We start from the raw sequence: 26,412 nt of genomic DNA, 5'->3' as shown, positions 1-26,412 counted from the left end.
ATATTATTAATTAACGAAAGAAGGGTTGGCAGCATGGTGTTACACTGGGGGGTTAATCGTAAGTGCCTGCACTCCCCCATTCACCTGCCACAACAAATGGCTAAAATCACACAGGAGCTTATTATTGAAACTGCCGAGACATTAATTGAGCGTACGGAAAAATCTGAGGTGACGCTCTCTCAAATAGCGGATGAATTGAACATCACCCACGCTGCACTCTATAAACATTTCAAAAACAAACAAGAACTGTGGGCGGCAGTAGCTAAAGGCTGGTTCAACCGGATGATTTCAGAACAAATCCGTATAAACATGACTAATTCAGCCTCCCCGCAGGAAGTGCTCCACGATTGGCTATGGGCATTTGTTAATGCCAAAAAACGCGCTTATAATGAGAATCCCCAAATGTTCGCCTTGAATACACAATATGTGGACAGTAATCCATTGGTATTACGTGATGTGCTTTGGGATTCTTATCAAATCATTGATGGTTTCATGGAATATCATGATCCTCAATTTGAACGGGCAGAGGCCATTCTATCTGCGTTTGCAGTGTTTAGTCTCCCCTCTTTTAAAGGATCCTGGAATTCACCAGACTACCAAGAACGGTTTGAACGCCTCTGGAGTTTAATCAAACAAGGGGTTTGAATCCTGGAGGGGATGGCTGAATATACAACAGGGAGCAGTTACCTGAGGTAACTGCTCCCTGCGAGAAATCCATCACACTACTTCCGTCAAATCCTAAATTTTATAAGCCTTCATCGCTTTTCTGATCTCTTTGATGCTAGGGCGCTTGCCGTACATCAGGACGCCGGTGCGGTAGATCTTGGCGGCGAGCCAGCCGAAGAGGAAGGTTGTAGCCAGCAGGATCGCCAGCGAGACCATGATCTCCCAGAAGGCGACCTCCCCGACCCCGATCCGCAGCAGCAGGCTGAGCGAAGAGGTGAATGGTACGAAGCTCGCTACCTTCACCAGCAGCGTATCCGGGTTCGAGATGCTGAACAGCGGCAGATAGAAGCTGACGAAGCCCAGCATCATGACCGGCATCACGGCCTGCCCCAGATCCTCTGTCCGGCTGACAATGGAGCCGACAGCGGCATACATCAGGGCGTACAGGAAGTACCCCAGGATATACAGGATGAAGCCATAGACAATCATGCTGACATTAAGCTGTCCCAGATTCAGATCGAAATCGCTCAGGATCGTGGAATTATGCGGCAGCATCAGGTTGACGGCGATGGCAGCCGAGATAATGGCGATCTGCATCAGACCGACGAGGAAGATTCCGATGACCTTGCCGAACATCTGGGTTAGTGGCGAGGCGCTGGTGATGAGAATCTCCATAATGCGCGAGCTTTTCTCCGACGTAATCTCGGCCGAGATCATGTTGCCGGTCATCATCACCGACATGAAGAACAGAATCAGCAGGATATAGACAATGACATAGTTGATAATCGGTTTGTCCTGATCCTGGTCTACGCCACCCGCAGCCCCGTCAGTACTTAGCTGCGCGCTATCAATCGACACCGGAGCGAAGATCGCCGCCACCTGGCTCTCGGTCAGCTTATCGCCGACAATCAGGCCGGTATTCACCTGCTGCAGAGCGGCTTGCAGATTCGTTCTAAGCTTGCTGCTGATGTCTCCGTCTTTGCTGTGATACGTTACCGGAGGCACCCCTACACTGCCCTTGTCGGCAAAGGTAAGATACCCCTCAATCTTCTCATCCTCCAGCCCCTTCTTAAGGGTTGCATCATCTGCGGAAGGATAAGCGGTAAATACGACTTTATCTTCGGCTTCAGCCGGCGGAGTATAAGCGAGCAGCAGCTCGGCAGGCCGGAAGCCCTGCTGGGCAACGACTCCGATCTGTGTCGCGTCCTTGGCCCCGTCTTCTCCGTTGAACACTTTGATCAGATAAGGGATATTCATCCCGATACTAAGCAGAAGCACCAGAATTAAGGTGGTAATCATGAAGGATTTCGTTCTTACCTTATTCTTGAATGTGAAGCCGATAATGGTTGCCATTTTATTCATTGGATTCACCCACCGCTCTGATAAAGATTTGGTTTAGCGTCGGTTCCTTAATCTCGAAATGCTCGACCTCGCCCTGAGCCACAGCCAGTTGAAGAATGCGCTGTGCGGCTCCCAGGTCACTGATGGTTAAAACATACCCGCGCTCCTGCCGCTGCACTCCGGTAACTCCGGCAAGCTCGGCAAGTCCGTTCACTTCCCCGGCGGTGCGCAGTACAACTTCTTCCCGCGGATACCCCTTCTTGATCTCACGGATATCTCCCTGAACCACGGTGTTCGAGCGGTCAAGAATCGTGATATTCCGGCATAATTCCTCAACATGCTCCATGCGGTGCGTAGAGAACAGAATGCTCGTTCCCAGATCCCGCATCTCTCTGACGGTATCCTTCAGCAGCTCCACATTGACCGGATCGAGGCCGCTGAAGGCTTCATCCAGGATCAGAATCTTCGGCTTATGGACCACAGCGGCGACGAAGCCCATCTTTTGCTGATTTCCCTTGGACAGCTCTTCAATCTTCTTATTGTAATATTCCGGTACATCGAAGCGCTCCAGCCAGTACTTCAGGCTCTTATCCGCTTCACTCGCGGACATCCCGCGCAGCTGAGCCAGATAGATAATCTGATCGCTTACCTTGACCTTCGGATATAATCCCCGTTCTTCCGGCAGATAGCCCATCAGATGCTGAAGCTCCTTACTATACGGCTTGCCGTTATACAGGATGCTCCCTTCGTCGGGATAGATCAGGCCGAGCACCATGCGCATGGTCGTTGTTTTGCCAGCGCCGTTGGCACCCAGCAGACCGTAAATCTCGCCTTGCTCCACCTTTAGACTGATTCGGTTGACTGCCGTCTTCTCACCGTACTGCTTCACTACCTGCTTCAACTGCAATGCTTCCATTCTTATTCCCCTCTCTTCTGGTCAATCAGAACCGGACGATGTCCCCGGGTCCATAAGCTTAGGATTTCATCCAGCTCCAGGCTGCGGCTCTTGAGTACCTTTACGCCCAAATCGTGAATGCGTTTCTCATACAGATAAATTTGCTGGGTTAAAAATGAAGCCACACCCGGCGTTTCCAGCTTCAGCTCCAACGCTTGCGGCAGCTCGGCTGCCAGCTCCTGCAGTTCTTGCTCTCCCTCAATTTGAACCCATATTTCACTCCATGAACCAAACAGACTGTCCTTCTCGGTCATTCCCAGCAGCTGCCCCTGGTGCATCAGCACGATATAATCCGCCAGCCGCCGGACCTCTTCAACAATATGGGTCGAGATGACAATCGTGGCCTCGTGTTCATCCATGTATCTCTGCAGCGTCTCAATCATGATCTTCCAGGCAAAAGGGTCCAGGCCCGAAGACGGCTCATCCAGCAGCAGCAGCCGGGGCTTCACCGCGAGGGCGGCGGCAAGCTCGAACTTGCGGCGCTCGCCCTTGGACATCTTGCCCAGTCTGGCATTCGGCGGCACTTCAAACTTACGGGTCAGCTCCTCGAAGTAAGTCTGGTCCCAGGAAGGATACCAATGGCTGCGGAAGGCGGCCGCCTCACCGGGTGTCCAGAAGTTCTCCTCAGGCTGGGGCATCTCCGGCACGTAAGCGATGCTCTGGCGGAGCTCCATCGGCAGCACACCGCGGTAAGTCTCTTCATACCAGCGGATCTCCCCTTCATCCGGCAAAATCAGCTGCAGGAGCATATTCAGCAGCGTGCTTTTGCCCGCGCCGTTCTGGCCCACCAGCGCTGTAATATATCCTTGCGGCAGCCGGAGATTCATCGGCCCGATGGTCTTGTTGCGCCGCTTCTTCCATACATCCCGCAGTTCTATGGCTTGCTGTCCCATCAGCTTCCCCCTCTTTCTGCCTGCTTCCCGTATTTGTTCTTCACGATCTCTGTGAACAGCCTGGTTAGTTCCTCTTCGCTGCAATGGACGGACAGTCCCGCCTCCACGGCGCTCTCCAGCGCCTTGCGGACGGTCTCCTGCTTATAGTCCTCCATGGCTCCGGTCCCGATATGGGATACGAAGGTGCCCGTCCCCTGCCGGGTCCGCAGCAAGCCCTCGTTCTCCAGATCCTGATAGACGCGGCGGACCGTTATGACACTGCACTTCAGGTCACCTGCGAATTCGCGGATGGAAGGAAGCAGCGTCCCTTCTGTAATCGCACCTGAGATAATCAGCGATCTGAGCTGCGTCTCGATCTGATGGTACAGCGGCTCTGCGCTGTTCTCATTAATTTGTATAGGTATCCACATCATTTACACCTGCCTTCCAGGCCCGGCCCCCGGATGAACGCCTTGCCCCGTCTCATACGAGATCACGGCTCTTCAGCCGGTGAATCGTCCATCTGGAGAATAGCTGAATCGATAGCATGCCAAGTGCCAGCGCCCCCCACATCAAGGGAGACAATAGGCCCCACTCCTTGGATACAGCGACCGTGGCGAGCAGTATATTGCCTCCCGCCAGGTAGACTAGTCCTGACACGCCCAGCGCCAGCAGCATAACGGCTGAGATGATCCAGAAGTACATGACGCCGCTGACCGAGAACTCGATGATAATGTACATGCCAGCGACAATCAGGCTGTAACCGATCCAGGTAAAAGCAAAAGCCAGATACGAAGCAGGCGGCAGTTCAGCGCGTATTCCGGGGCTGAGCAGATAGATCAGGCTGAAGAACAACGTGCTGTTCATGGCAACGGCGAGCAGGGTGTCCAGCTTTCTTTTACAGAGAATAGCTGCTACCGGTACCGGCAACGCCCGCATATACGCCAGCATCCGGGTATAGGAATCCTCCGAGATATACTTCATTGTCCGCCGGGAGAAGGTGATCGTGAGCATGAGCATCATCGTAACCATCAGAACATCGCTGAGCAACTGCTTGTCATGTCCCGTTAGCGTATCGTCGATGACCATTCCTGACAGTGCGGCAAAATATCCCATGAACAGGAGCGAGAACAGCAGCGCCCACAGCAGCTTCCAGCGGTCACCGTGGAATTCGCTGCGTACGATGACCCACGCTTGCTTTAATGTTGTCATAACTTCTAACCTCGCTTTATTCGTCTTGAACAGCAGGAGCTGGCAGATCAGCTAGCCTCAGTGTGTATCTGTGTGTGCTTACTGTATATATCTATATACACAGTATATGACCTGTGTTTTCCACTGTCAACAGAAAAACTCTACTATTCTTAGTATTTCGATTCCACGCACGAAAAAAACCCCGCACATAGGCGGAGTCTGGACTTTATTATTGGAGCATACGCGGGATTTGCGGCACAAGGACCGGATTTCGATGCAACAAACCACATGAAGCTAAGTCTGTATGTATACTTTGACGTTTTTTGTCGTACAATATCACTTATGCGACTTTTTTTGAGTAAAATACGATAAACCATGCATACTTGCGCATAATCAAGCAGCCATGCGTTTATTATAGGTCATTTCCTAACTTCTGTATAGAAACTTCGCTGGATCAGCCCCTCTGTTTCCACAATTATGTTCCATTCGTGCTTCTGCAATTTTTGTCGAATCTAATCTATTGTATGAACGTGCGCAGGCTGTCCTCGACAAAATCCGGGGCAGCCTTTTGAATCTGCTGAACGGTGTGGAGATAACGCTGAGTGGTGTTGATGTGGGAATGCCCCAGCGATTCCTGAACCTGCTGAAGCGACGCTCCCTGGAGCAAGGCCAGTGTGGCATTCGTGTGGCGCAGCCAGTGCGGGGTCAGCTTTTTCTCAATTGAGCTGGCTTCTCCGGCATTCTTGATAATCCGTTCCACCTGCCGTGAAGATAACGGAAACATCCGCTGCTCCGGGTTGGCCTCTTCCTTCCCTGGCAAGGTATCAGACAACTTGGAATACAGCTGCCACAGGGTCGGCGGAACCTTAATTTCCCTAGGCTTGCCCCCCTTGCCGTTCTCCACGGTCAGCCAGACCGAGGTCTCCAGCAGATCATTATGGAAGTCCCCCCACTTCATCGCCGTCAGCTCTGACACCCGCAGACCGAGCACTACCAGCGTCAGCCCGATCAGATAATTGCGCAGTCCTTGCTTCTCCAGTACATTCAGTAATTCCCCCACCTCCCGTTTGGTCAGGAAGTTTTTGCGGCTGGTAACGGTTATTTTGGGGATGCGTACCGAAGAGGTCGGATTCACTGCAAAAATCCCGATATGCTGGTCACTCCCCCATTTATAAAAAGACTTCAACGGCGCAAGGAATGCCGCTATGCTTGCCGGTGCCAGCTGCCTCTGATAACTGTAGCCCCCCTGCGTCAGGAAAATCTTATACGCCTCCATCTCCCTCCAGGTCACTGCCCTTAAGGAGGTGCCTGCAATAAATCTGCGGAAATCGGCAATCGCCCGCTTATAATTCCGACCTGTATTAACATTCGTACAGCAGGTAGCCATAAACATCTGAACAATCTGATCATCGCTTAGGTAGCCCTCTTCCGGGTACACCAAGCTGAGCGCCGTACGGCTAAATTCGGTCTGGCTCATTCTTTTTTCATCACTCCTCAGGAATAGACATGTCGCATAAGTGATATTGTACGACATTTTTGTGGTATTTTGTCCCATTATCACACAGGAATGGCCAAAGACCGGAATACACAAGATCAGCAGAAGGTAACGCGAAGAACTCAGGAGGGGGACGGAGACAGAATAGCGGCTGCGGGCCAGCTAAGTAATATGAGAAGCCGGAGGGTAACTATGGAGACCGTTTTGCAGAAACAATATGTTGAATTCGGGGTAGATCACGAGCATTATGCGATCCCGATCTCAGATGTTCATGAAATTATAAGAATGCAGGAAATAACGGAAATCCCCAGCAGCCGTCACTACGTTAAGGGCATTATCAACCTCAGGGGTAAAATTGTGCCGGTGCTCAGCCTTAGAGTGCTGCTTCAGATGGAAGAAGTGGAGCCGACCAAACACACACGCATTCTGGTGGTCCATCACCAGGAGGAATCCCTGGGCGTTATTGTCGACAACGTGAATAAAGTGACGACCTTCAGCGATATTCAGCCTGCACAGGGCAGCATCTCTGGAGTCAGCGGCTCCTTCTTCAACGGAGTAGGCTTCTCTTCTTCCGAGCTGGTCGGCATTCTGCGGCTGGATGAGATCCTGCTGCGAGACTAAACAAAGGCTAAACGGAGAGAAGGCGAACCATGGTTGATTTATCGGAATACCGAGGGATATTTCTGGAGGAACTTGAGGACCAGCTGCAGCTGATCGAGGATGAGGTGCTCAGGCTGGAGCAGACCGGGGAGACAGAAGACGGAATCCAGCAGTTTTTCCGGGCGGCCCATACCCTTAAGGGCTCCTCGGCCTCTATGGGCTACAACGGGCTGAAGGAAGTCACGCATCATCTGGAGCATCTGCTTCATCAGATGCGGGGAGGGGAGCGGACGGTCACGCCGGAGCTGATCCGCCTGTTCTTCGGAGCGCTGGATGGAATGCGCGCGCTGCAGAGCGAGATCGCTGCTACGGATCAGGAGACCACAGATGTGTCCGGTCTGGTGCAGCGGCTGAGTACATTCGCAGCGGAGGAGCTGCAGAAGCCGGAGGATAAGGTCCCTGCTGTGCAGACAAGTCAGGCAGAGCTTCCCCTCCAGCTGTTCTGGGTGCATGTGTGGCTCTCTCCCGGCTGTGAGATGAAGCTGCCCCGTCTTCACCTGATCGATGCCAAGCTGCGGAGTGTCGCTGCGGTCCTGCGCATGAAGCCGGAGCTGGAAGAGATAGAGGACCACGACAGCCGGATCGACGAGGCCTCCTGGTTGCTGTCGCCTAAGATCGATATCGAGGAGCTCCGTCAGGAGGTCTTATCCATTATGGATGTTGATCGTATATACATAGAAGAAGTGCTTAACGATTCCCCGCGTCCCGGTGAATTCGTGAGACCGCCCCATCCGGAGACGGGGAGCCGGGAGCTCCCGGAAGTACCAGAATCCCCGCCGTCTGCCGCTGACAAAACCAAGCCGCAAACGATCCGCGTCCAGGTGGAGCGTCTGGAGAAGCTGATGAACCTGGCGGGTGAGCTGGTCATCGATCAGACCCGGTTCCATCTGCTGAACCGCAGATTCCACCAGCAATACGGAACCAATGATCTGACAGAGGAGCTGGGCCAGCTTGCCGACCATCTGGCTATGATTACGGGGGAACTGCAGGAGAGCATGATTAAGGTGCGGATGCTGCCGATAGAGCAGCTGTTCAACCGTCTGCCCCGCATGGTCCGGGACTTGTCCGGCTCCCTGAACAAGCAGGTTGAGCTGGTTCTTGAAGGCAAGGAGACGGAGCTGGACCGGACGCTCATTGAAGAGCTTGGCGACCCGCTGATCCATCTGCTGCGCAATGCCGTTGATCACGGTATAGAGACCCCTGAAATCCGCCGCAGCGCCGGCAAAAGCGAGACCGGAACCGTCCGCGTCGCGGCCTCCCATGAGGATAATCAGGTTATCCTGGTCATCGAGGACGACGGGGCCGGGATTGATTCCAGCCTGATTGCAGAGTCTGCCCTGCGGAAGGGCATCATTACGGCTGAAGAGGCCGGCGGGATGACTGAGGATGAGGCGCTGCGGCTTATTTTCCGGCCCGGCTTCTCTACCGCCCCGCACATCAGCGATATTTCCGGCCGCGGGGTCGGAATGGATATCGTCCGCAATGATATTGAACGGATTAACGGTATGATCGATATCGAAACCACGCGGGGGCAAGGCACCCGCTTCCGGATTCGTCTGCCCCTGACGCTCGCCATCATCCGGGGTCTGCTCGTTCATGCCGGGGGAGCCACCTTCGTGATTCCCATGAGCAGTGTGGCCGAGATTGTCCGCGTCACTCCAGAGGAGATCAGCTCTGTCCGGGGCCAGCCTGTCATTACCGCACGGGGACAGCTCGTACCGGTGGTCTGGCTGCAGGATATCCTGCGGCTCCCCGCAGGTGCGGGCGGCAGATCAGCATCCATTCCGCTGATTATCGTAGGGCGGGGAGAGAAACGGCTGGCACTGGCCGTGGATACACTTATCGGCAATCAGGATATCGTAATCAAATCGCTCGGGGCCTACATGGGCAAGACTGAGAACATATCAGGAGCTACCATCCTGGGAAATGGCAATATCGCTCTGATCATAGATACAGCCAGCTTATTTTTCAATACGGGAGTCTTCGCTTAACAAAATCATCTTTACTGGGGGAAACAGGTATGAAATGGTTCTATAATCTAAAAACAAGCGTGAAATTAATCTCGTCCTTCCTGACCGTCGCTGTCATTCTTTCCTTCGTGGGCCTCTACGGTCTCAGCAACCTCGGCTCGATTAATAACAGTCTGGACGATATGTATGTGAACAATCTGGTTCCCGTCTCCTCCCTGCAAAGCTCACAGAACAGCTTCTCGGTCATGCGCGTTATCGTCAGGGATCTGTACATTAAGAAGACCCCTGAGGAACGCCAGCAGCGGGTGGACGATTATAAAAAAGAGAAGCAGAACGTACTCGATAACATCGCGGCCTTCCGCAAAACCAAGCTGAGCGCGGAATCGGTTCAAGCCATTGCCCCTTTTGAAGCGGCATGGAATGATTATCTGTTAACGTACGATTCTCTTGTCAGCCTCTCCCTGACGGGACAGGACGAGAAGCTGCTGGAGATGCTGCGCGGCAGCACGCTTAACAACCAAGGCGATACCTTGAAGAATATTCTGAACGAGCTGATTCTCACCAACACCAAGGAAGCGGATCAGGCCAGACAGAGCGGAGCCGCACTCTATAGCTCTTCGCGTAATATTACCCTCAGTATCATTATCGGTGCAGTCATTCTGTGCATCCTGCTAGGGTATATCATCTCCCGGATTATTTCTAATCCGCTGGCGAAGGTTGTCAAGGTTCTCTCGAAGGTGGCTGACGGCGACCTGCGCAGCCAATCCGATATCGACACCAGAGATGAAATCGGCATCCTGGCTGCCAAGGTGAACGAGATGGTCAGCAGCCTCCGTAACACAGTGGGCTCCATCCTGCTGCATTCCCAGAGCCTGTCCGCCGCCGCCGAGGAGATCTCCGCCAGTACGCAAGAGGTGGCAAGCGGCAGCACGACCACAGCGGATGATGCCGGGACCATCAGCGAGTTATTCAAAGAGCTGTCCAGCGCGATCCACTCTGTAGCCCAGAATACCGAGCAGGCCTCGGTCATCTCCGATGAGACCGTTACGATTGCCGAGAACGGGAACAGCATCATTCAGGAGTCGATGGAGAGTATGCAGGCTGTCAGCGGACAGATGGCTAAGCTTGAGGAGGACTCGCAGAAGGTCGGCGAGATTATCGATGTTATTGAGGATATTGCAGATCAGACCAACCTGCTTGCTCTGAATGCCGCCATTGAAGCCGCAAGAGCGGGGGAACAGGGCCGGGGCTTCGCGGTGGTGGCTGACGAGGTGCGCAAGCTGGCCGAGCGCAGCGGCGAGGCCACTAAGCAGATCACCAGCATCATCAAGGGGATGCAGGTGAATACACGCTACAGCGTGAGCGCTGTGCAGGAGAGTGCGGAGCTGTCGCAGAAGACCGGCGTTTCTTTTCATCAGATCGTGACGATGGTCAACAACGCCGGACAGAAGATATCCGAAATCGCCGCCGCCAGCGAAGAACAAGCCGCCCAGTCCACCAACGTTCTCGCTGCCGTGGAGAGCATCTCCGCCACCACCCAGCAGTCCGCCGCCAGCAGCGAAGAGACCGCCTCCTCCGCCCAGTCCCTGGCCAGCCTGGCTGAGGAGCTGCAGAGCACGGTGTCTTCGTTTCGGTTGTAGCTTCATCCTTGCTCCAAGCATCAATATTTAGACAAACCTTGAAAGTGAAACAGCGGCAGTGGTGGACAGAAATTCAAGTCCTAGACTGTCGCTGTTTATTGAGCTGACGGTTACCGTTAGCTGAATCGATTAACGATATTCTTCAGATTTAGCTGTTCACGTAACAACATCCAGCTTTCCGCCACGGTTTGATGAGCCGTGTCGATCATGCCTTGGTCGTTAGAGCTTAACCGCCTGAGAATATGCTCTTCGTAAATTATCACTCCGCATCACGTATGAATTCTTTATTCCAATGATTATCGGTGTAACCCCGATTATTATTCCATTCAGCCAGCATTAGTCTTTGTCTAATTTCTAAATCAGAGTAGGGAGCAGCCACAATTTCAATGTCATTAAATAAATCATTATAAATCGGCAACGGACTTGTCCTTTCTTTGAATTTTTTAAATGCTCCGATTTCAGCATCATTTGCAGCCCACACCACTTTTTTTATCTTGGAGAGAACTATAGTCCCCGTACACATTGGACAGGGCTCGCACGTCGTATATAACGTAAGCCCGTTATCTACAACAAATTTCTTACTTTCAACATCTAATATCTTATGTCCAGCCTTTCTTATAGCGTCTACTTCTGCATGTGAAGTTGTATCATAGCTGGAAAAAACTCTATTTCTACCCCGGCTAACAACGGTTCCGTTAGAATCAATAATGACTGCCCCAATTGGGTAAGTCCCTTCTTCTTTTGCTTTTTCAGCTTCTTCGAAGGCAAGCAGAAGGTATTCATAGTGGTTGTCCATTTTCACCCATCCTAACTAAATTTCATTCTATTTTTCGGGTTCCCATAAGAAAAGTATCATACCCAGGAACGTTTCAGAACAGGGATACACCGATTCAAAGGTTTTAGTGTACAGTTCTGAACGCAGCTAATGGCGTTAATTGGATTTTTTCCATCCAATCCTGCGGCACCGCCCCATTCACGGACAGCAGTTGGACAAACAACACTTAATTTCTACGATTCCGTCCAATTCGATGATTTTCGGGGAATTAGGTGGACTTTTTCCAATTGCTTACCTGCAACTGGCTGTATCGCTGGAACTAAGTGTGCTTTTTCCAACTATCATCATTGTCCCTCTTCGCCGAACCCATCAATTAATGAAATCCCCTTGGTAATACGCACTGTACTCTCTTGCAAGAACCCACGCGTCCAATCGTCAGCCTGGGTTAAATCCCAACTCCGGTGCATGCCGACGACTACGATAATTTCACGCAGTTTAAGAAACAAATCCAGTTGACTCTTCCAGCCATCGGGGAACTGCCGGCCATCCTCCGCGTAGCCCAGCTCGAAATGCCGGATAAAAAGCTCGTATTGCGCCTTACGTTCAGACCTTGAATCCTCCCCAAATACATACAGTAAATAATAGAGCTGGATAGCAATATCCTCAGCATACCAGCTGTATTGAGACTCATCGAAATCAAAAAGCGTTATCCGCCCTGACTCATCTACCAAGAAATTACCTACGTTGATATCCCCGTGAATTAAACCGAAATTATCTGAGGTAACAGGCAAACTGCTCAAATCAGCTTTTAGTGCGTCTAGGGCATGCAGAATGGGCCCAAGCTCTGCCGGCAAATAATCTTTCGCCCGCACAAGGTATTCATTAGTTTCCCAGGTATGTCTTCTGGATACCAGTTTGTACTGCTTAGTCAGTTCATGAATATGGCCTGTAATACGGCCACATTGTTCGTATAGCATCGGATTCCCCAGGCATTCCGGATATCCGACTTTTGTGCCGGGTGCAAAATCGAACGCTGCTGCGTAAAAATCCATCGTATTTCCATGAATACGCTCAAAATCCTTTCCATTCACCGATAGTACCCGCCCAATGTGTTCGGTTTTTCGACTACATTTCGCCTGCACCCTCCCGGCTCCTCATTCAAAAAAGCCCGCCCCTCCCCCGCAGCAGCGGCAGATGGACAGGCTTTTCCCCAATGATCCAGGACTTCTCTTCCCTCGGCCTAAGCGCCCAGGATGATTTCCCAGACCGGCTTCGTATGTCCGCCCGGATAGAAGATATACAGCAGGACGTAGACAGCGACTCCCGTAATAGCGGTGATGAACCAGATGACGGAGGTCACTCTGCCCCACTTGCGGTGCTTGGCATACTTGGCCTTGAAGCCAAGCGTCAGCGTGGTGATGCCGAATACGGCAGCGACGGTAGCCAGTACAATGTGGAAGATCAGGAAGACATGGTAGATCGTCGTCAGCTCATCCGGTCCTCCCCAGGAGGTATTGCCTACGAACACCGTTCTTGACGAGTACACCAGGAAGAACAGAATCGCTGCCACCGCAGCTGCAATCATCGTCTTCTTGTGCGCTTCGCGTTTGCCTTGAATGATCTGTCTCCAGCCGATGGCCACCAGCACCGCGCTTATGACGATGAACGATGTACTGATCGTAGGAAACAATGTGAAAATATCCATGAATATCCCCCTCGGTACTTACCAGCTCGTTATAGTTCAGACCTCCTCCGCCAGGGCAGAGGGTGACGCGGACACTTCTGTGTCCTCTTGTCCGTTCTCTTTTTTATACCAATGATAGAACACATAAGCAAGCATCGAGGCGAAAATAAATTCCTGAATGAACTTCATCACGATGCCGCCGACCTGCTGATCTACCTTGGGGGACAGAGATCCGAAGAAGCCGGGACCGCCAAAAGCCTGCAATAATGCAGCCGGACTCTGCGGTACACAGTAGCCCATCGCCTTCGCCCAGGTGCCCGGGTCGCTATACGTAGCATAGAGGGGGGAGCCCGCAAAAATAATCAGCCCGCAGGCTGGTGTCAGCAGCACCATGTTCAGGAAGATGAAGCCCACCTGCCCCAGACCGCTAAGCGCCCGGTATTCCGGCAAGGGGTTAATCAGATTCCACCACATCAGCGCCGAGGTCAGGAACAGGATGCCATAATACAGACGGTGAACGGTGAAATGCAGCATGACATAATCATGGATGGCGGGGATGTGGTAGAGCGAGAACAGACCATTGAAGAGCAGGGCCGCCACCACCGGCTTCGCGAGAAAAGCCAGTCCCTTCACCGGATTCACCCGCAGCAGAGCACGCCAGCACCAGTCGGGGATACCGAGCATAATCAACGGGACCGCCACCAGATAGGATAAGGCCATACTCACCATATGGAAGGAAAATAAGATATGTCCCAGCAGACTGACAGGTCCTCCCTGCGCAAGATAGAGGGCCAGCATTCCGCATAAGAACAGCCCCCTCCGCCAGAAGGGGACTGCAGTGCTGCCCTCAAAACGGGAGGCCAGCGGACCGATCAGCACAAAATATCCGGCAGTCAGGAGGAGCATCAGGGCCAGAAACAACGGACTCCATAGTTCCGTAAAGCTGAAATATTGCAATCCCGGTATCATCCTCAAGACCTCCCCGGAGATAGAATCAATCCCACCATACCCAATAGAGCGCCATTACAATACAGGTGCCTGCGATAAAAAAGCCGCCCAGCATGAAGATAATCGGGAGCATATGCCCTTTGTCCTTCAGATGCATCCAGAAGCCCATCTGCAGGAACACCTGCAGCACAGCCATTACTAGCAGCAGGATAATCGCAAAGGTAGCATTCACCCCTCCGGCCGCCACCGCGGCAAAGGCGATCAGCGTCAGCACCACGGAGAACACAAACACCACAATATGCCGCTGCGGTCCTTCCGGACGGTGCCGGTGCTTCACCGCAGAATCTGAAGAAGGCTGCTTCGTCGTCATGGCTTCACCCCACCTTTCCGAGCAGGTATACGACTGTGAAGATAAAGACCCACACCACATCAATGAAATGCCAATACATCGCCGAGACATAGATCTTCGGTGCAGTAACGACCGTCAAGCCTTTATGCGCCAATTGCCCGATCAGCACGGAGATCCACAGAATCCCGAAGGCGACATGGGCACCGTGGAACCCGACCAGCGTATAAAAAGCCGAGCTGAACGCACTCGTCGTCATCCCGAATTCCTCATGCCGGATATATACACTGAACTCGTAGATCTCCAGGATCAGGAAAGCAAGGCCGAGCAGGACAGTCACCACCAGCCAGTTCCGTAGCTGGGCCACATTTCCCCGGTGCATGGCCTGAATGGCGAACACACTGGTCAGACTGCTGACCAGGAGGAGGAAGGTCGCTGCCGCAACAAGCGGCAGATGGAATAGCTCAGCCGCCGAGGGTCCCTCATTCGTCTGATTACGCAGCGCCAGGAAGGTAGCGAACAGGGTGCCGAAGAGCACCGCTTCCCCTCCGAGGAACAGCCAGAAGGCCAACACTTTATTGCGTCCTTCCAGGGTCGCTTTCTCGGGTTCATGCGGGAGTGTACCGTCCGCCGCTTCAGCATGTGCCGTTGTCATCTCTGCTCACCTTCCTTCCAGCTCTTCGGGTTCAATATGCCAGCCGTGATCGTCGAACAGCGACCGCATCAGCATCGATCCGAAGGTAATAAGAAGCCCCAGCGCTGTAACAATATAATTATTGAACAGGAAGCTCATAATGCTGCTGCTGAATTCATCGCGGCTGAACATAAAGCCAAGGCCCGCAATGAAGATACCGACGGACATCAGGAACGGCAGAATCGTGGCCGACGGCATATGAATCGGACCAATCGGCTCCGCCGGGGTCATGGCCTTATGCCCGGCCATTTTCTCTTTCCAGAAAGCATCCAGGCCCCGCACCAGCGGCGTCTGCTTGAAGTTATATTCCGGCGGCGGCGAAGGGATCGTCCATTCCAGGGTCCGCCCGTCTTCCCACGGGTCTTCCGGCGCATCCGCCGGCCGTCTGGAGGTCAAGAACACATTTACAAGGAAGATAATCATGCCCACTCCCATCAGGAACGCCCCCACCGTACTGACCAGGTTGAGCGTATCGAACTGCTGGTTCGGCAAATAGGTAAATACGCGCCGCTGCATCCCCATCAGTCCCAGGAAATGCTGCACGAAGAACGTTAAGTGGAACCCGATAATGAAGGTCCAGAAGGTCCACTTGCCCAAGGATTCGCTAAGCATCCGCCCGAACATCTTCGGCCACCAGTAGTGCAGCCCGGCGAACAGCCCGAGCACCAGACCGCCAACGATTACATAGTGGAAATGCGCCACCACGAAGTACGTATCATGGAACTGGAAGTCTGCCGGCGCGGAGGCCAGCATCACCCCGGTTACTCCGCCCATCGTGAAGGTAGGAATGAACCCGGCCGCGAACAGATTCGGGGTCGTGAACCGTACCTGTCCGCCCCACATGGTGAACAGCCAGTTGAAGATCTTGATCCCGGTCGGGACGGCAATCAGCATCGTAGAGACGGAGAACAAGGCGTTCGCGACCGGACCGAGGCCGGTGGTGAACATATGATGCGCCCAGACCATGAAGCCCAGGAAGGCGATCAGAATTGTCGCGAAGACCATGGAGCTGTACCCGAACAGCCGCTTGCGCGAGAAGGTCGGAATGACCTCGGAGATGATGCCGAAGGCCGGGAGAATCAGAATATACACTTCGGGATGCCCGAAGATCCAGAAGATATGCTGCCACAGCACGGGATTGCCCCCTCCGGCAACATTGAAGAAATTGGCGTCCAGAATCCGGTCGAAGGTAAGCAGGACAAGTCCTACGGTAACCGCAGGGAATGCAAACAGAATAATGGCTGAGGTAATGAAGGTAGCCCAGGCGAACATCGGCATCCGCATGAAGGACATCCCCGGTGCACGCATCGTGATGATGGTAGCCAGGAAGTTAATCCCGCCAATCAGTGTGCCGAGTCCGGCAATCTGCAGCCCTATCGTATAAAAGTCCACTCCGTGTGAGGGACTGTAGCCCGTACTTGAAAGTGGGGTATAGGCCGTCCAGCCCGCATCCGGCGCGCCGCCCATCACCCAGCTCAGGTTAAGCAGAAGACCGCCGAACAGGAAGGTCCAGAAGCCCAGCGAGTTGAGAAAAGGAAAGGCGACATCCCGCGCGCCGATCTGCAGCGGAATCACCGCATTCATCAGCGCGAAAATAACCGGCATGACTCCTAGAAAGATCATGGTCGTGCCGTGCATGGTAATCAGCTCGTTGAAGGTCTGGGCATCCAGGAAGGTATTCATCGGCTTGATCAGCTGAATACGGATCAGGATCGCCTCCAGGCCGCCAATGCCGAAGAAAAGGCCGCCGGCCCATAGATACAGGATGGCTATTTTTTTGTGGTCGACGGTGGTAATCCAGTCCATCAGCCCGGTATGCCGCTTGGCGCTGTGGCCGGGCTGCAAGGGCTGGGAGGGCTGCAAGGATTGCGCTGCGTGAGCCAAGGTATGTACCCCCTTATCAAATATGCTGCTTCCGCTTCAGTCATAGGCCCCTATTCCAGCGTATAACCGGCCAGATATTCGGCAATGCCGTCGATCTCTTCATCACTTAAGCCCATATCCTTCGGGTTCGGCATCTTGTTGCCGGGCTTCACGCTCTGCGGATCATGCAGCCAAGTCTTCAGATTCTCAAGGACCGGCGCCCCGTCTTCTCGAGTGTCATCATTAAGCAGAATTCCGGCAACCGATTCACGGGAGCCGATTCCGGTCAGGCTTGGAGCCACCGGTGATGCAGGCATGCTGCCAATCGCATGGCAAGTCAGGCACTGGGACTTGAATTTCTCAGCCAGTACTGGATCTTCCGGCATCACCGACTCCGGCGCCTTCATTGAAGCCACCCACTTGTCAAAGGCCTCACCGCTGACCGACTTCACCTTAAACTCCATGAACCCGTGGGAGGGTCCGCACAGCTCTGCGCATTTCCCCCGGTAAACGCCTTCATTCGGCGCACTGAAGCTGAAGCGGTTCACCGTGCCGTCGGGATTGGTGTCCATTTTCCCGGCCAGCGAGGGTACCCAGAAGGAATGCAGCACATCCTTGGTGCTGAGCTCAAAGGCAATGTGCTTACCTGTAGGAATAATCAGATCCTGCGCGGTCGTTATTCCGTAATCCGTATATTCGAACTCCCACCAGTACTGGTGGCCGGTCACCTTGACCTTGATGGCGTCCTTGTCATCCGAATGATCATTGCCGGCAGCGAAGACCACCTTCACCGTAGGAATCGCCAGCACAATGACGAGAATAAGCGGGATGACCGTCCATAGCACCTCCAGCTTGAAGCTGCCCTCCACCTGCTTCGGAATCTCATCCTGATCCTTCTTCCGGCGGAAGCGAATCCATACATAAGCCGCAATGGAGAAGACGATCAGCAGCACCACAATCATGATCGTGATCGACAGCTTCATCAGTCCGTAAGAGCTTTCCGCTACGGGTCCCTGCGGTCTGAGTACCGACAAGTCCTCCCGCCCGCATCCGGCCAGAAGGAGTCCAAGTGCTGCGGTCATGGGAAGAAGCCGCTTACCAGCCTGCCACGTTTTCATCATTGATCTACCCCGCTTTTCCCGAATTCGTAGATTAGAGTATTTTCCTGTCAATTATAACAATCACTATTAATATAAGTTCGGTCTACGTTTTTGTCAATCGTTCACAACAAATTCACATAATCATTTTAAAGTCGCGGAAAGCTTGTCAATACTGATTTTATAAGCGCTTTCAATTTTCCCGGAAAACTGTTAAACTACTTTTGAAGCGTATTCATATTTATTTGTGTCTAAACATTCATTTGACATACGAAGATGATCTGCAATATGCATACAAAAAAAACCGATTCCAGAAGCAGAAGGCTGCCCGGGCACGGTTTATGAGAATCCTCATGGATGTTATCGCTTGAATGTAGATTAAATGTATAGTTGTCGGCATCAAACAGCACGAAACAGAATCACTCTCTCTGCCCGCTTCTTCAGGAGACGGAAGAATTCATTCTAACCAGCTCATGCTCCACAACCATGGTCAGCTCTTCCTCGTATCCTCCCGTGATCCGATACTTCCGGACGTACTCTTTCACAAATTTCTTGGGATCTTTGGGCCGGAAAATACGTGTCATTTCCCGCAGACTTTCCTTGACTTCGTTATGACCTTTACTTGCCATGATCAGTTCCCTCCCAAAACATTGAAAATGAATGCTCCGTTGTAGAGAATGCATGATGAAAAGTTCGCCGTAACCTTGAAATGCAAGTAAGAAACCATTACACATACGCGGCTTGCATTACCCGTCCAGACTACCATTCCATGAACTTGGAAATCCGCCTTGCCGGTGAAGCAGGTTCGTCGTGATTTGGGCTGAGAGTAAGGATGTCCCACTGCAAAGACACCTTGACACTTTAATTACCCGAAGAGCCACTTGCTGAATCACTCCTTTCGGGCCTTATCGTTATATTGTATCATATTCCAGATTAACTTCCACCTTTCCATGTAAAAATGCAAATGGAATTTTTTTATAGTATATGCTTGACCTTCCGTTTGGGAACCTGATCATAGTATGCCCCCTATCCCCAAAAATTATTGGACAGCATTCCGCACAGCTCATACTTTGCCCGGACACCTCATAGGCTTGTAGGGAAGAAGCACGAATAATCTTTGCCTTTTTCTTCTACAATCCAAGGAGAGTGAGCCCTTTGTCGCCTTTCAGATCTTCGACCGGACTGCCCGATAACCTTGCCGCCGCCTTGTGTTATTTTTTTCCATTTATCGGTGCGATTATTTTCCTCGCTCTGGAGAAGCGCAGCCGCTTTGTCCTGTTCCACTCGCTTCAATCTCTGATTGCCTTCGGAGTCCTTATGATCGCCCATGTGCTCAGCGGCTTCATTCCGCTTCTCGGTGATGTGGCAGGCGCCCTGATCTCCCTATGCAGCTTCGCAGTCTGGCTCCTGATGATCTACCATGCCCTTGGCAGCAGATGGTTCAAGCTCCCCTGGGTGGGAGAGATCGCCGAAAGCCAGCTGCGGCAGCTATAGCTGTAGATGTAGCCCCGCGCAGCAGAAAATAGTTTCCCTTTTGCCTGCCCGCTCCTTACAATGGGATAAGACATGCAGGAATCTACAGGCTGGGGGAAGCATCCATGTATTTGTTCATCATAAATCCCCGCTCCGGCGGCGGGGCGGGACGGCGGATCTGGCACACCGTACAGGCCTTGCTTGCGGCGCGGACTGTTCCGTATGAAGCGCTGTTCACCCAGAGCGCTGACAGTGCAGAGAGTCAGGTGCTGCAGGCGCTTGCCCGCCGCGAGGACTGGCGCGCCGCCATCATTGTCGGCGGCGACGGCACGATCCACAGCGTGCTGGGCGCACTGCGGCGTAGAGGGGTCCCGCTGGGAGTCATCCCGGCGGGTTCGGGCAATGACACTGCGCGCGGGTTCAGCATCCCGCTCGCGCCTGAGGCTGCGCTGGACACCGCGCTGCAGGAACACTGCATCGAAGCCGATCTGATGAGCGCGGCAGGTGGTCTCACCCTGACGGCGGTGGCCAGCGGCTTCGACGCGCAGGTGGCCGTCAATGTGAACGGCAGCCGCTACAAGCGGCTGTGCAACGCCATTGGCGCCGGGCGCCTAGCCTATATCATCGGCGTGCTGCATACGCTGATGACCTTCAAGCCCTGCCGCGTCAGCGTGACCTGCGACGGCAAGGAGCAGGCCTATGACCAGGCGTGGCTGGTCTCGGTCTGCAACCTGCCCAGCTACGGCGGCGGGCTGCTGATCTGCCCGCAGGCGGAATCAGGCGACGGCCTGCTTGACGTCTGCGTCGTGCATGGGGTCAGCCGTATGCAATTGCTGCGGCTGTTCCCGACGGTGGTGAAGGGCAGCCACACGAAGCTGCCCTATGTCACGATGCTGCGCGGACGCAGCGTAGCCGTGCACTTCGCGCAGCCGCGCCACGCCATCGGCGACGGCGAAGCGCTCGGCACAGCGCCGCTGGCCGTGGCTTGCGAGCCGGGCGCGCTGCGCGTGCTCTCGCCGCTGGCGGCAGCCCCGGCGGTGGCTGCCGGCGCCGCGTCCTGCCGCGCGGGCGGCTAGGCCGGGCGCGGCGGGACGCGGCGCGGTGGGCACATATGTGGCTCCGCGTAACGGACTGAGGCGCTCTTATTCTGGATGAAAGTCATAAATTAGGCAGGCAACGGACCACAAGGACCTTATTCTCTGAAACACTGCTCTTAAGTATCGTTCTGAGCTACCTTAAGGTCTCCTCGGTCCGTTAAGACACCAAAAGTGGTGTTTTCCAGGGGATAAGGTCTCTCAGGTCCGATAGGAGCAGATTGGTCTGGCTAATGAAGAAGTTGGAATGATATTTCTCCCAACACAAAGAGCAGGTCCGGGTATTCCCCTGGGCCTGCTCTTTGTTACATATTTCACGTTTCCGCCGGGTCCGTTTCCTGCTTCGTGCAGGAATAGACCTTCATCTCAAAGATATCTTCCGCTAGCAGCAGTAATTCTGCTGGCCAAGCTGAACCGGTTTTCCGTCCTTTTAAAGGACGGTACCGTTTCAGCGAGAAAGATAAGGATAATTATAGCGCGAAGCATATACATTCTTATCTTTGGATAAAAACCGCTGGAACCACGCTGCTCCGGTTATATCCCGGTTGGCTTCTGGGGCAGCAGGTTGCCGACAATCGACTTCAGCTCACCCTCCGTCGTGCTGCTTTTCTTCCCGTTGTCAAAGCTGGTAATGCGGATCTCGGAATAACTTTCTCCCGGAGCCACGGGCTTGAAAATCCATTTCTCCCGGTTATCCAGCCGGACGTTGAACTTCATGTCCTTGAACATCTCCACCAGCTCCCGCTCTCCCGGGGTCTTGCCCTCTTCCAGGAACAGCAGTCCGCGCAGCGGCTTGACGGCCTCTGCATGCTGCACTTCAAAATGTACAATACACTCCATGCTTGTCACCTCCCTTGCTTAGTGAACTTGGGCACTTACTATTGCAGCCCTATTCCTCCGGCTCTTCCCCCGATTCCTCCTGATCATGCAGCACATATTTGCTGTAGATCCGGCTATAGCGCTCCCCGTAGCGTCGCTGCAGTTCGGGGCCCATATCTTCCTCCAGCTCGAACAATACCAATTCCTGTGTAAAAGATTTGAGCAGCAGCTCCACAAGCACCGGATGCTCGGTAATCACGGCTTGGGCGCTCCCGTCCTCATAACGCATGCCGAGCATGCACCAGCTCCGGTCCACGACGAAGGAGAACTTCCGGCCTCCGCTGCGTTCCGGCTTCCCCGGCAGGGGCGGCCATACCGGATAAGGTGCCGGCACAGCATCACCGCCGTCAAAAGCCCACAGCAGCTTCACTCCGCGCTTCTCCGCCTGCTCAAGCTCACTGCGCAGCAGCGAGGCTTCCTCCCGCCACACATCCACTACAATCTCCTGGGCGGCAAGATTCAGCTGGCGGACCAGCTCTCCTATGACATTCCGGTCACCCTCCACGTTGTAGAAGGAGGGGCTGACCGGACCTCCGCGCGGCATTTCACTCTCCATATAGGCGAGCGAGGCCTGCACCCGGCCGGATATCATCGTGGCCAGCTCTTCCGGGTCCAGTACACTGTAGCGTGCCGGCTCCCCTTCTCCGCAGCGCACGTAGCCTTGCTGAGTCAGGCGCTGAAGCGCCGCATATACGTTCGATCTTGATACTCCTAGCTGCTTTGCCACTTCGTAGCCCGAAGCCTGGCCCTTGGTGGCCAGCTCAACCATAATTTTGGATTCCATCTCTGTGAAACCCAAATTGCGCAGATGCAGCAGCAACTGTTCCATCTATGTTGTCCCCCTAAGCTGTCAGTACTACACTGTCTATATTTGCTCCGAGCCGCAGCGCGGGCACCACATGGAGCCCTTCGGCAGATCGGCGCGGCAGATCTGGCAGTTCACAATCTCCCGTGTATCCGCGTCTCCGGCTACCCGCTCTTCGGCTGGCTCACTTGCCTTCCAGTCCCTGATCCGGCGGTCCAGCTCCAGTTGCCGCTCCCGTTCCCGTTCCAGTTCATCTGCCTCCCGGCGGCTCCGGTCAGAACCTGAAGCCATCCGGTCCGCATCCTCCAGCTCTGCCTCTTCTTCCAGTTCAGGCAACACCTCCGCATACTGCACACGTGCTTCGGGTCTTCTGGCCAGCTCCCGTTCCGCTTCGGTCAGCTCTTCCTCACCGTAGTACTGGTCTTCCTCATCTTCATGCTCCAGTACTTTATGTACGGTAACCACAGGCGGTGCTGCGGTAGCGGCGGCGGCCGAAGACGGCTCTTTACGCAGTGAAATCTCCTTATCTTCCGGCTTGCGTGCTTCCAGCTTACGTCCGCAATGCGGACAGAAATTGGCATCCAGCCCTACGAGCTGACCGCAGGCACACAAGCGTTCATTTCTCAATTCGGCAATTCTTGAGCGTACGTCCTCGATCTGCTCCTGCAGCTTGTTACAGCCCCGCGCAAGCTCGATCATCTGGCCTTCAGCCACCGACATATCCCTTGAACGATATCCCTCGTAGAACAGCTTCCCCATTTTCAGAAATTCAACCTGCATCTCGTGCTCAATATCCGAAATCTGCCCATTCAGCTTGCTCACTTCCACCGAGCTTTGCGCTTTTTCACTCACCCGGCTGGCACCGTCTTTAATGCGTTGCAGTAAATTCATTGTAGTTCCTCCTTCTCCAGAGTGAGAATAGGCTGATTCGCAGCCGCGTATATCCTTACATTCCGATTGCCGCCCCACGCAGCAGCGGAAACGTGATTCTATCATACCAAAAGTCCACGGCAGATTCATTATTTGTCGTCATGTGGTAAATACCAAGTAGAGGCGGTTAGCGTTCTTATTGGAATGAGTATGCTGCGGAAGAAGCAATCATACATATTGCCTTCTGCTGGATCCGTTCCTGCGTACCCGTACATTATCGAATGATGGAGGGATGAATTGTGCCTGACGATAACCTTAACCGATATTTCGTCTCTGTGAATCACGGTCTGATTCAGGAAGAGAGAGGCGACTCCAGTGAGTATGAGGTTCTGCTGTCCAGTGACGGGTTGACTGTGCTTCAGGATCTTCTGGCCGATCTGGCCAGCGGGGATGACTACGCCTTCCGGCGTGCTCTGGTTCCCTACAAGTCAGCCGATCATGATGATGCCGCAGAGCAGTTCGATGACACCACCATCCGCCTGTTCCAGTATCTGCACGACCATGGCACTGACGAGACCCGCCTTCAGATCGAAGGCTTGAACGTCCTGCAGAAGCTGGAGAATACAGGCTATCAGGATGAAGGCTACGGCACAGGCTCTCCCACCAACAAATAAGAATGAACGGAGCTGCACCATAAGGACGGCCTAAAGCCTATACTGAGCTAATACGCGCCGGAGGGAAGAATGTTTCTCTTGGGTCAGGGTTACGGTTTTATTTTGCTTCCGGGGCTGTACATCGGTTAAAATAGAATCAGAACCGCAGCTAGCGCTGTATAAGATTGCCGTAGTCATCCATTCATGGTCTACAGTCACAAATAACGAAAACCGGGAGAGTTTCAGTGGAAGAATATGATAGTACACAAGTAACATTGAACAAGTTACAGGTCCATGTGAAGGATATGCAGAAGTGGCAGATTAACGAGGATTTTGCCAAGCAGGTTGAGAATTTCAAGGCTTTGCCGGCGCTGTACCGTCATGCTCTGAATGAGCTTGAGAATAAAATCGATATCATCCGGACCGAGTGGCAGGTGCGTGACGGCTTCAGCCCGATTGAGCATGTGAAGTGCCGGATCAAAGAACCGAAGAGCATTGTGCAAAAAATGCAGCGTAAGGGCTATGAGCTTAACCTGGATAATATGGAACAGCACATCCATGATATTGCGGGGATGCGGATTGTCTGCGCCTTCGTGAAGGATATCTACCGGCTGGTGGACCACCTGTGCGCCCGCGAGGATATCCGTGTGCTTGAGATTAAGGATTATATTGCCCACCCGAAGCCGAACGGCTACCAGAGCCTGCACCTTATCGTGGCTATACCGCTGGTACTGCTTGATGGCACCCGCTGGGTGAAGGCAGAAATGCAGCTGCGTACGTTAGCCATGGATTTCTGGGCCAGCATGGAGCATATTCTCTACTATAAATTCGACAAACAGCTGCCCTCCCATGTGGCCGAGGAGCTGAAGGAAGCCGCTCGTGCTGCCGATGAGCTGGACCAGAAGATGCTCCGCCTGCGCCGGGAGATCCTGGAGCTGTCAGAAGGCAGCGGCGGCAACGAGTCTTAATTGCGCTTGTTGCCGTAGTATAAGTGAATAACATAACCAAGCAGACATAATCTTAGGGTAAAATGGCTGCAGCCAGGTCGTTATCCGGCTACTAGAGGGGCACTTGTGTGCTCCTCTTTTGTTTTGCTCACTTCTTTCTGGCGATCAGGACGGAAGTGAGGTGCTCTTCTGCCACTTCTTCTGCTCCTCATTCCCGCCTGCTGAATAGTAGCAAAATGTCCGCACGCCGACTTCTAGCCGATCCAGAGGGATTTATCTACTTTATTCCCGTGCAGCCACCTCGCAACCTACCCGGCGCACTGCGCTCAAAACTAATGTTACTTGGTAGAACAACTCTTACGTTCGTGTCCCGGCATCCGATTCAATTCCACCAGTTGGCCTAGTTTACCCTCAATATTACTTAAAGAGCAGTTTCAGTCGCCGCACAAACAATAGCTCATTTGCTCCTACAGCTTATTCAAGCCCCATCTCACGAACCCGATCAGCTATAGCTCATTCATTCCCATCACACCTATCCATGCTCCTACAGCTTATTCAAGCCCCATCTCACGAACCCGACCAGCTATAGCTCATTCATTCCCATCACACCTATCCGTGCTCCTCCAGTTTACTCAAGCCCCATCTCACGAACCCCGCGCAGCTATAGCTTATTCAAGCCCGCCGCGCGCTTCGCAGCAGCTTCCGAGACCCGGCGCATCAGCAGCGCAAGCCCTTCACGCGCCTTGGGTGTCTGTGGCAGGAGTGCGCTCCAATCCTCCTCTGGCTCCATTACCTCAGGTATAGCCGGAAACGGACGTGAGGAGATCTCGTGAAACAGCGGCCCCGGCTGGTGCAGAGAGCCTTCAGCCGCTGCCTCAGCCAGCCACTCTCCAGAGGATACGGCCGGCCCCTTACGCTCCAGCCGGGCCAGCTCGGACGCGAGCGACACAGACGCAGGCGCGTCTTCTTCAGTGCTCCGCTCGTTCTCCTGCTCCGCCCACAAGGCGAATACGCCGGAGAGCAGCTCTTCCTTGGACAGTCCGCGCAGGGCGAATGCAAGCAGCGGCTCCTGGGTCAGCTGCTGCCGGACCCGCTGCACCAGCTCATCAACAGGCAACAGACCCGTGCCCTGTTCCTCTGCAGCCAGCCTCAGCTCGTCATCTACAGGCAGCAGCTCCAGTGCAGCAAGCCCGCCATTCAGGCTACCCTGCAGCAGATCATACAATTCGCCCGGATGCGCAGCGAGCTGATGCAGCACTTCATTCTTCCTGGCGGGTGTCCACTGCGGAATACGCAGAGTAACAACCGCCCGCTGGCCCTGTTCCCCTTGCTTCTCTATCTCTGCTCCGGCTTTGCTGCTGCGTCTGTCTGCTCCTTCAGCAGCAGGCCCCACACTCCCGATGGCCTTAATGACCCCGGGCAGCACCTCCAGCCGCAGCTCCAGCAGCTCATTCATAGATGTTGCCTCCTTCTGCCTTACAATGTATTGCCCTG

27 protein-coding genes are annotated in these 26,412 nt (G+C 53.7%); 8 read left to right on the top strand and 19 right to left on the bottom strand.

What is annotated here, in order from left to right; genetic code table 11:
* The first annotated feature begins 33 nt into the window (after positions 1–33).
* Positions 34–645, top strand: a complete 612-nt coding sequence (locus NST26_RS02050; RefSeq protein ID WP_200869499.1) for a TetR/AcrR family transcriptional regulator — start codon at positions 34–36, stop codon at positions 643–645.
* A gap of 93 nt (positions 646–738) precedes the next feature.
* Here the strand turns inward: NST26_RS02050 and NST26_RS02045 are convergent, their stop codons facing one another.
* The 6 genes from NST26_RS02045 to NST26_RS02020 all read right to left on the bottom strand — a co-directional run bounded on the left by NST26_RS02045 (position 739) and on the right by NST26_RS02020 (position 6,502).
* Entirely contained in the window at positions 739–2,028 is a 1,290-nt protein-coding gene (locus NST26_RS02045) for an ABC transporter permease (protein ID WP_036722184.1), read from the bottom strand.
* Complete coding sequence (locus NST26_RS02040) at positions 2,021–2,923, bottom strand: ABC transporter ATP-binding protein (RefSeq protein ID WP_340956410.1); 903 nt, start codon at positions 2,921–2,923, stop codon at positions 2,021–2,023. The genes NST26_RS02045 and NST26_RS02040 overlap by 8 nt, the downstream gene beginning before the upstream one ends.
* A 2-nt stretch (positions 2,924–2,925) precedes the next feature.
* Positions 2,926–3,855, bottom strand: a complete 930-nt coding sequence (locus NST26_RS02035) for an ABC transporter ATP-binding protein (RefSeq protein WP_340956411.1) — start codon at positions 3,853–3,855, stop codon at positions 2,926–2,928.
* Entirely contained in the window at positions 3,855–4,265 is a 411-nt protein-coding gene (locus NST26_RS02030) for a GntR family transcriptional regulator (protein WP_209877957.1), read from the bottom strand. Before NST26_RS02030 ends, NST26_RS02035 begins: the two co-directional genes overlap by 1 nt.
* Before the next feature lie 52 nt (positions 4,266–4,317).
* Positions 4,318–5,046, bottom strand: coding sequence for a hypothetical protein (locus NST26_RS02025; protein WP_339312549.1), 729 nt, complete (start codon positions 5,044–5,046; stop codon positions 4,318–4,320).
* A gap of 496 nt (positions 5,047–5,542) precedes the next feature.
* Positions 5,543–6,502, bottom strand: coding sequence for a tyrosine-type recombinase/integrase (locus tag NST26_RS02020; RefSeq protein WP_340956413.1), 960 nt, complete (start codon positions 6,500–6,502; stop codon positions 5,543–5,545).
* A gap of 210 nt (positions 6,503–6,712) precedes the next feature.
* Between NST26_RS02020 and NST26_RS02015 the strand changes: the two genes are divergently transcribed.
* From NST26_RS02015 to NST26_RS02005, 3 genes are read left to right on the top strand one after another with little or no spacing between them, the layout of a single operon-like run.
* Positions 6,713–7,141, top strand: a complete 429-nt coding sequence (locus NST26_RS02015; protein WP_036722168.1) for a chemotaxis protein CheW — start codon at positions 6,713–6,715, stop codon at positions 7,139–7,141.
* 29 nt (positions 7,142–7,170) lie between these two features.
* The gene (locus NST26_RS02010; RefSeq protein WP_340956415.1) at positions 7,171–9,171 is read left to right on the top strand and encodes a chemotaxis protein CheA; all 2,001 of its coding nucleotides are present in this window, start codon (positions 7,171–7,173) and stop codon (positions 9,169–9,171) included.
* Positions 9,172–9,200: 29 nt separating this feature from the next.
* Complete coding sequence (locus NST26_RS02005; RefSeq protein ID WP_036722164.1) at positions 9,201–10,790, top strand: methyl-accepting chemotaxis protein; 1,590 nt, start codon at positions 9,201–9,203, stop codon at positions 10,788–10,790.
* 259 nt (positions 10,791–11,049) lie between these two features.
* On the opposite strand, the gene NST26_RS02000 is transcribed toward NST26_RS02005, so the two are convergent.
* The 9 genes from NST26_RS02000 to NST26_RS01960 form a co-directional block, all read right to left on the bottom strand.
* Entirely contained in the window at positions 11,050–11,586 is a 537-nt protein-coding gene (locus tag NST26_RS02000; RefSeq protein WP_340825695.1) for a nucleoside deaminase, read from the bottom strand.
* A 323-nt stretch (positions 11,587–11,909) separates the two neighbouring features.
* Positions 11,910–12,656 (bottom strand): phosphotransferase enzyme family protein, encoded by a 747-nt coding sequence (locus tag NST26_RS01995; protein WP_340956420.1) that lies wholly within the window; start codon positions 12,654–12,656, stop codon positions 11,910–11,912.
* Positions 12,657–12,805: 149 nt separating this feature from the next.
* Positions 12,806–13,270, bottom strand: coding sequence for a DUF420 domain-containing protein (locus tag NST26_RS01990; protein WP_036722160.1), 465 nt, complete (start codon positions 13,268–13,270; stop codon positions 12,806–12,808).
* Between the two features lie 36 nt (positions 13,271–13,306).
* Entirely contained in the window at positions 13,307–14,218 is a 912-nt protein-coding gene (gene ctaG, locus NST26_RS01985) for a cytochrome c oxidase assembly factor CtaG (RefSeq protein ID WP_445165059.1), read from the bottom strand.
* Between the two features lie 25 nt (positions 14,219–14,243).
* Positions 14,244–14,567 (bottom strand): cytochrome C oxidase subunit IV family protein, encoded by a 324-nt coding sequence (locus NST26_RS01980; RefSeq protein ID WP_036722158.1) that lies wholly within the window; start codon positions 14,565–14,567, stop codon positions 14,244–14,246.
* A gap of 4 nt (positions 14,568–14,571) precedes the next feature.
* On the bottom strand, positions 14,572–15,198 hold the full coding sequence (locus NST26_RS01975) for a cytochrome (ubi)quinol oxidase subunit III (RefSeq protein WP_036722156.1): 627 nt from the start codon (positions 15,196–15,198) through the stop codon (positions 14,572–14,574).
* Positions 15,199–15,204: 6 nt separating this feature from the next.
* Positions 15,205–17,043, bottom strand: coding sequence for a cytochrome c oxidase subunit I (gene ctaD, locus NST26_RS01970; RefSeq protein WP_076086550.1), 1,839 nt, complete (start codon positions 17,041–17,043; stop codon positions 15,205–15,207).
* Between the two features lie 128 nt (positions 17,044–17,171).
* On the bottom strand, positions 17,172–18,221 hold the full coding sequence (gene coxB, locus NST26_RS01965) for a cytochrome c oxidase subunit II (RefSeq protein ID WP_209877254.1): 1,050 nt from the start codon (positions 18,219–18,221) through the stop codon (positions 17,172–17,174).
* Between the two features lie 416 nt (positions 18,222–18,637).
* Entirely contained in the window at positions 18,638–18,826 is a 189-nt protein-coding gene (locus tag NST26_RS01960; protein ID WP_019913840.1) for a hypothetical protein, read from the bottom strand.
* A 526-nt stretch (positions 18,827–19,352) separates the two neighbouring features.
* On the opposite strand from NST26_RS01960, the gene NST26_RS01955 reads away from it, so the two are divergent.
* Together NST26_RS01955 and NST26_RS01950 are read left to right on the top strand one after the other, a co-directional pair.
* Positions 19,353–19,691 (top strand): DUF4870 domain-containing protein, encoded by a 339-nt coding sequence (locus NST26_RS01955; protein ID WP_036722151.1) that lies wholly within the window; start codon positions 19,353–19,355, stop codon positions 19,689–19,691.
* Positions 19,692–19,795: 104 nt separating this feature from the next.
* Positions 19,796–20,746, top strand: coding sequence for a diacylglycerol/lipid kinase family protein (locus tag NST26_RS01950; RefSeq protein ID WP_340956424.1), 951 nt, complete (start codon positions 19,796–19,798; stop codon positions 20,744–20,746).
* A gap of 552 nt (positions 20,747–21,298) precedes the next feature.
* Here the strand turns inward: NST26_RS01950 and NST26_RS01945 are convergent.
* The 3 genes from NST26_RS01945 to NST26_RS01935 are packed head-to-tail and all read right to left on the bottom strand — an operon-like array spanning position 21,299 to position 23,339.
* Positions 21,299–21,604 carry a hypothetical protein gene (locus NST26_RS01945; RefSeq protein WP_340956425.1) on the bottom strand — a complete coding sequence of 102 codons (306 nt, stop codon included), beginning with the start codon at positions 21,602–21,604 and terminating at the stop codon, positions 21,299–21,301.
* Between the two features lie 49 nt (positions 21,605–21,653).
* Entirely contained in the window at positions 21,654–22,472 is an 819-nt protein-coding gene (locus tag NST26_RS01940) for a TrmB family transcriptional regulator (RefSeq protein ID WP_036722147.1), read from the bottom strand.
* Positions 22,473–22,508: 36 nt separating this feature from the next.
* The gene (locus NST26_RS01935; RefSeq protein WP_340956426.1) at positions 22,509–23,339 is read right to left on the bottom strand and encodes a zinc ribbon domain-containing protein; all 831 of its coding nucleotides are present in this window, start codon (positions 23,337–23,339) and stop codon (positions 22,509–22,511) included.
* Between the two features lie 278 nt (positions 23,340–23,617).
* Between NST26_RS01935 and NST26_RS01930 the strand changes: the two genes are divergently transcribed.
* Positions 23,618–23,992: a hypothetical protein gene (locus NST26_RS01930; RefSeq protein ID WP_036722142.1), complete on the top strand. Its 375-nt coding sequence runs from the start codon at positions 23,618–23,620 to the stop codon at positions 23,990–23,992.
* Between the two features lie 284 nt (positions 23,993–24,276).
* Entirely contained in the window at positions 24,277–24,939 is a 663-nt protein-coding gene (locus NST26_RS01925) for a GTP pyrophosphokinase (RefSeq protein ID WP_051477780.1), read from the top strand.
* 640 nt (positions 24,940–25,579) lie between these two features.
* Here NST26_RS01925 and NST26_RS01920 read toward each other — a convergent pair.
* On the bottom strand, positions 25,580–26,374 hold the full coding sequence (locus NST26_RS01920) for a hypothetical protein (protein ID WP_340978368.1): 795 nt from the start codon (positions 26,372–26,374) through the stop codon (positions 25,580–25,582).
* Positions 26,375–26,412 lie beyond the last annotated feature (38 nt).

It is taken from the genome of Paenibacillus sp. FSL R7-0128 (genome assembly GCF_038002245.1).
Classification (GTDB): domain Bacteria; phylum Bacillota; class Bacilli; order Paenibacillales; family Paenibacillaceae; genus Paenibacillus_AQ; species Paenibacillus_AQ silagei.
The sequence above is the reverse complement of the archived record's forward strand: the minus strand, read 5'-3'. Positions and strand labels throughout refer to the sequence as shown.

Excerpts from the sequence above, each read along its gene's own strand:
- NST26_RS02050 (WP_200869499.1), top strand. The coding sequence starts at position 34 with ATGGTGTTACACTGGGGGGTTAATCGTAAGTGCCTGCACTCCCCCATT.
- NST26_RS02045 (WP_036722184.1), bottom strand. The coding sequence starts at position 2,028 with ATGAATAAAATGGCAACCATTATCGGCTTCACATTCAAGAATAAGGTA.
- NST26_RS02040 (WP_340956410.1), bottom strand. The coding sequence starts at position 2,923 with ATGGAAGCATTGCAGTTGAAGCAGGTAGTGAAGCAGTACGGTGAGAAG.
- NST26_RS02035 (WP_340956411.1), bottom strand. The coding sequence starts at position 3,855 with ATGGGACAGCAAGCCATAGAACTGCGGGATGTATGGAAGAAGCGGCGC.
- NST26_RS02030 (WP_209877957.1), bottom strand. The coding sequence starts at position 4,265 with ATGTGGATACCTATACAAATTAATGAGAACAGCGCAGAGCCGCTGTAC.
- NST26_RS02025 (WP_339312549.1), bottom strand. The coding sequence starts at position 5,046 with ATGACAACATTAAAGCAAGCGTGGGTCATCGTACGCAGCGAATTCCAC.
- NST26_RS02020 (WP_340956413.1), bottom strand. The coding sequence starts at position 6,502 with ATGAGCCAGACCGAATTTAGCCGTACGGCGCTCAGCTTGGTGTACCCG.
- NST26_RS02015 (WP_036722168.1), top strand. The coding sequence starts at position 6,713 with ATGGAGACCGTTTTGCAGAAACAATATGTTGAATTCGGGGTAGATCAC.
- NST26_RS02010 (WP_340956415.1), top strand. The coding sequence starts at position 7,171 with ATGGTTGATTTATCGGAATACCGAGGGATATTTCTGGAGGAACTTGAG.
- NST26_RS02005 (WP_036722164.1), top strand. The coding sequence starts at position 9,201 with ATGAAATGGTTCTATAATCTAAAAACAAGCGTGAAATTAATCTCGTCC.
- NST26_RS02000 (WP_340825695.1), bottom strand. The coding sequence starts at position 11,586 with ATGGACAACCACTATGAATACCTTCTGCTTGCCTTCGAAGAAGCTGAA.
- NST26_RS01990 (WP_036722160.1), bottom strand. The coding sequence starts at position 13,270 with ATGGATATTTTCACATTGTTTCCTACGATCAGTACATCGTTCATCGTC.
- ctaG (WP_445165059.1), bottom strand. The coding sequence starts at position 14,218 with ATGATACCGGGATTGCAATATTTCAGCTTTACGGAACTATGGAGTCCG.
- NST26_RS01980 (WP_036722158.1), bottom strand. The coding sequence starts at position 14,567 with ATGACGACGAAGCAGCCTTCTTCAGATTCTGCGGTGAAGCACCGGCAC.
- NST26_RS01975 (WP_036722156.1), bottom strand. The coding sequence starts at position 15,198 with ATGACAACGGCACATGCTGAAGCGGCGGACGGTACACTCCCGCATGAA.
- ctaD (WP_076086550.1), bottom strand. The coding sequence starts at position 17,043 with ATGGACTGGATTACCACCGTCGACCACAAAAAAATAGCCATCCTGTAT.
- coxB (WP_209877254.1), bottom strand. The coding sequence starts at position 18,221 with ATGATGAAAACGTGGCAGGCTGGTAAGCGGCTTCTTCCCATGACCGCA.
- NST26_RS01960 (WP_019913840.1), bottom strand. The coding sequence starts at position 18,826 with ATGGCAAGTAAAGGTCATAACGAAGTCAAGGAAAGTCTGCGGGAAATG.
- NST26_RS01950 (WP_340956424.1), top strand. The coding sequence starts at position 19,796 with ATGTATTTGTTCATCATAAATCCCCGCTCCGGCGGCGGGGCGGGACGG.
- NST26_RS01945 (WP_340956425.1), bottom strand. The coding sequence starts at position 21,604 with ATGGAGTGTATTGTACATTTTGAAGTGCAGCATGCAGAGGCCGTCAAG.
- NST26_RS01940 (WP_036722147.1), bottom strand. The coding sequence starts at position 22,472 with ATGGAACAGTTGCTGCTGCATCTGCGCAATTTGGGTTTCACAGAGATG.
- NST26_RS01935 (WP_340956426.1), bottom strand. The coding sequence starts at position 23,339 with ATGAATTTACTGCAACGCATTAAAGACGGTGCCAGCCGGGTGAGTGAA.
- NST26_RS01925 (WP_051477780.1), top strand. The coding sequence starts at position 24,277 with ATGCAGAAGTGGCAGATTAACGAGGATTTTGCCAAGCAGGTTGAGAAT.
- NST26_RS01920 (WP_340978368.1), bottom strand. The coding sequence starts at position 26,374 with ATGAATGAGCTGCTGGAGCTGCGGCTGGAGGTGCTGCCCGGGGTCATT.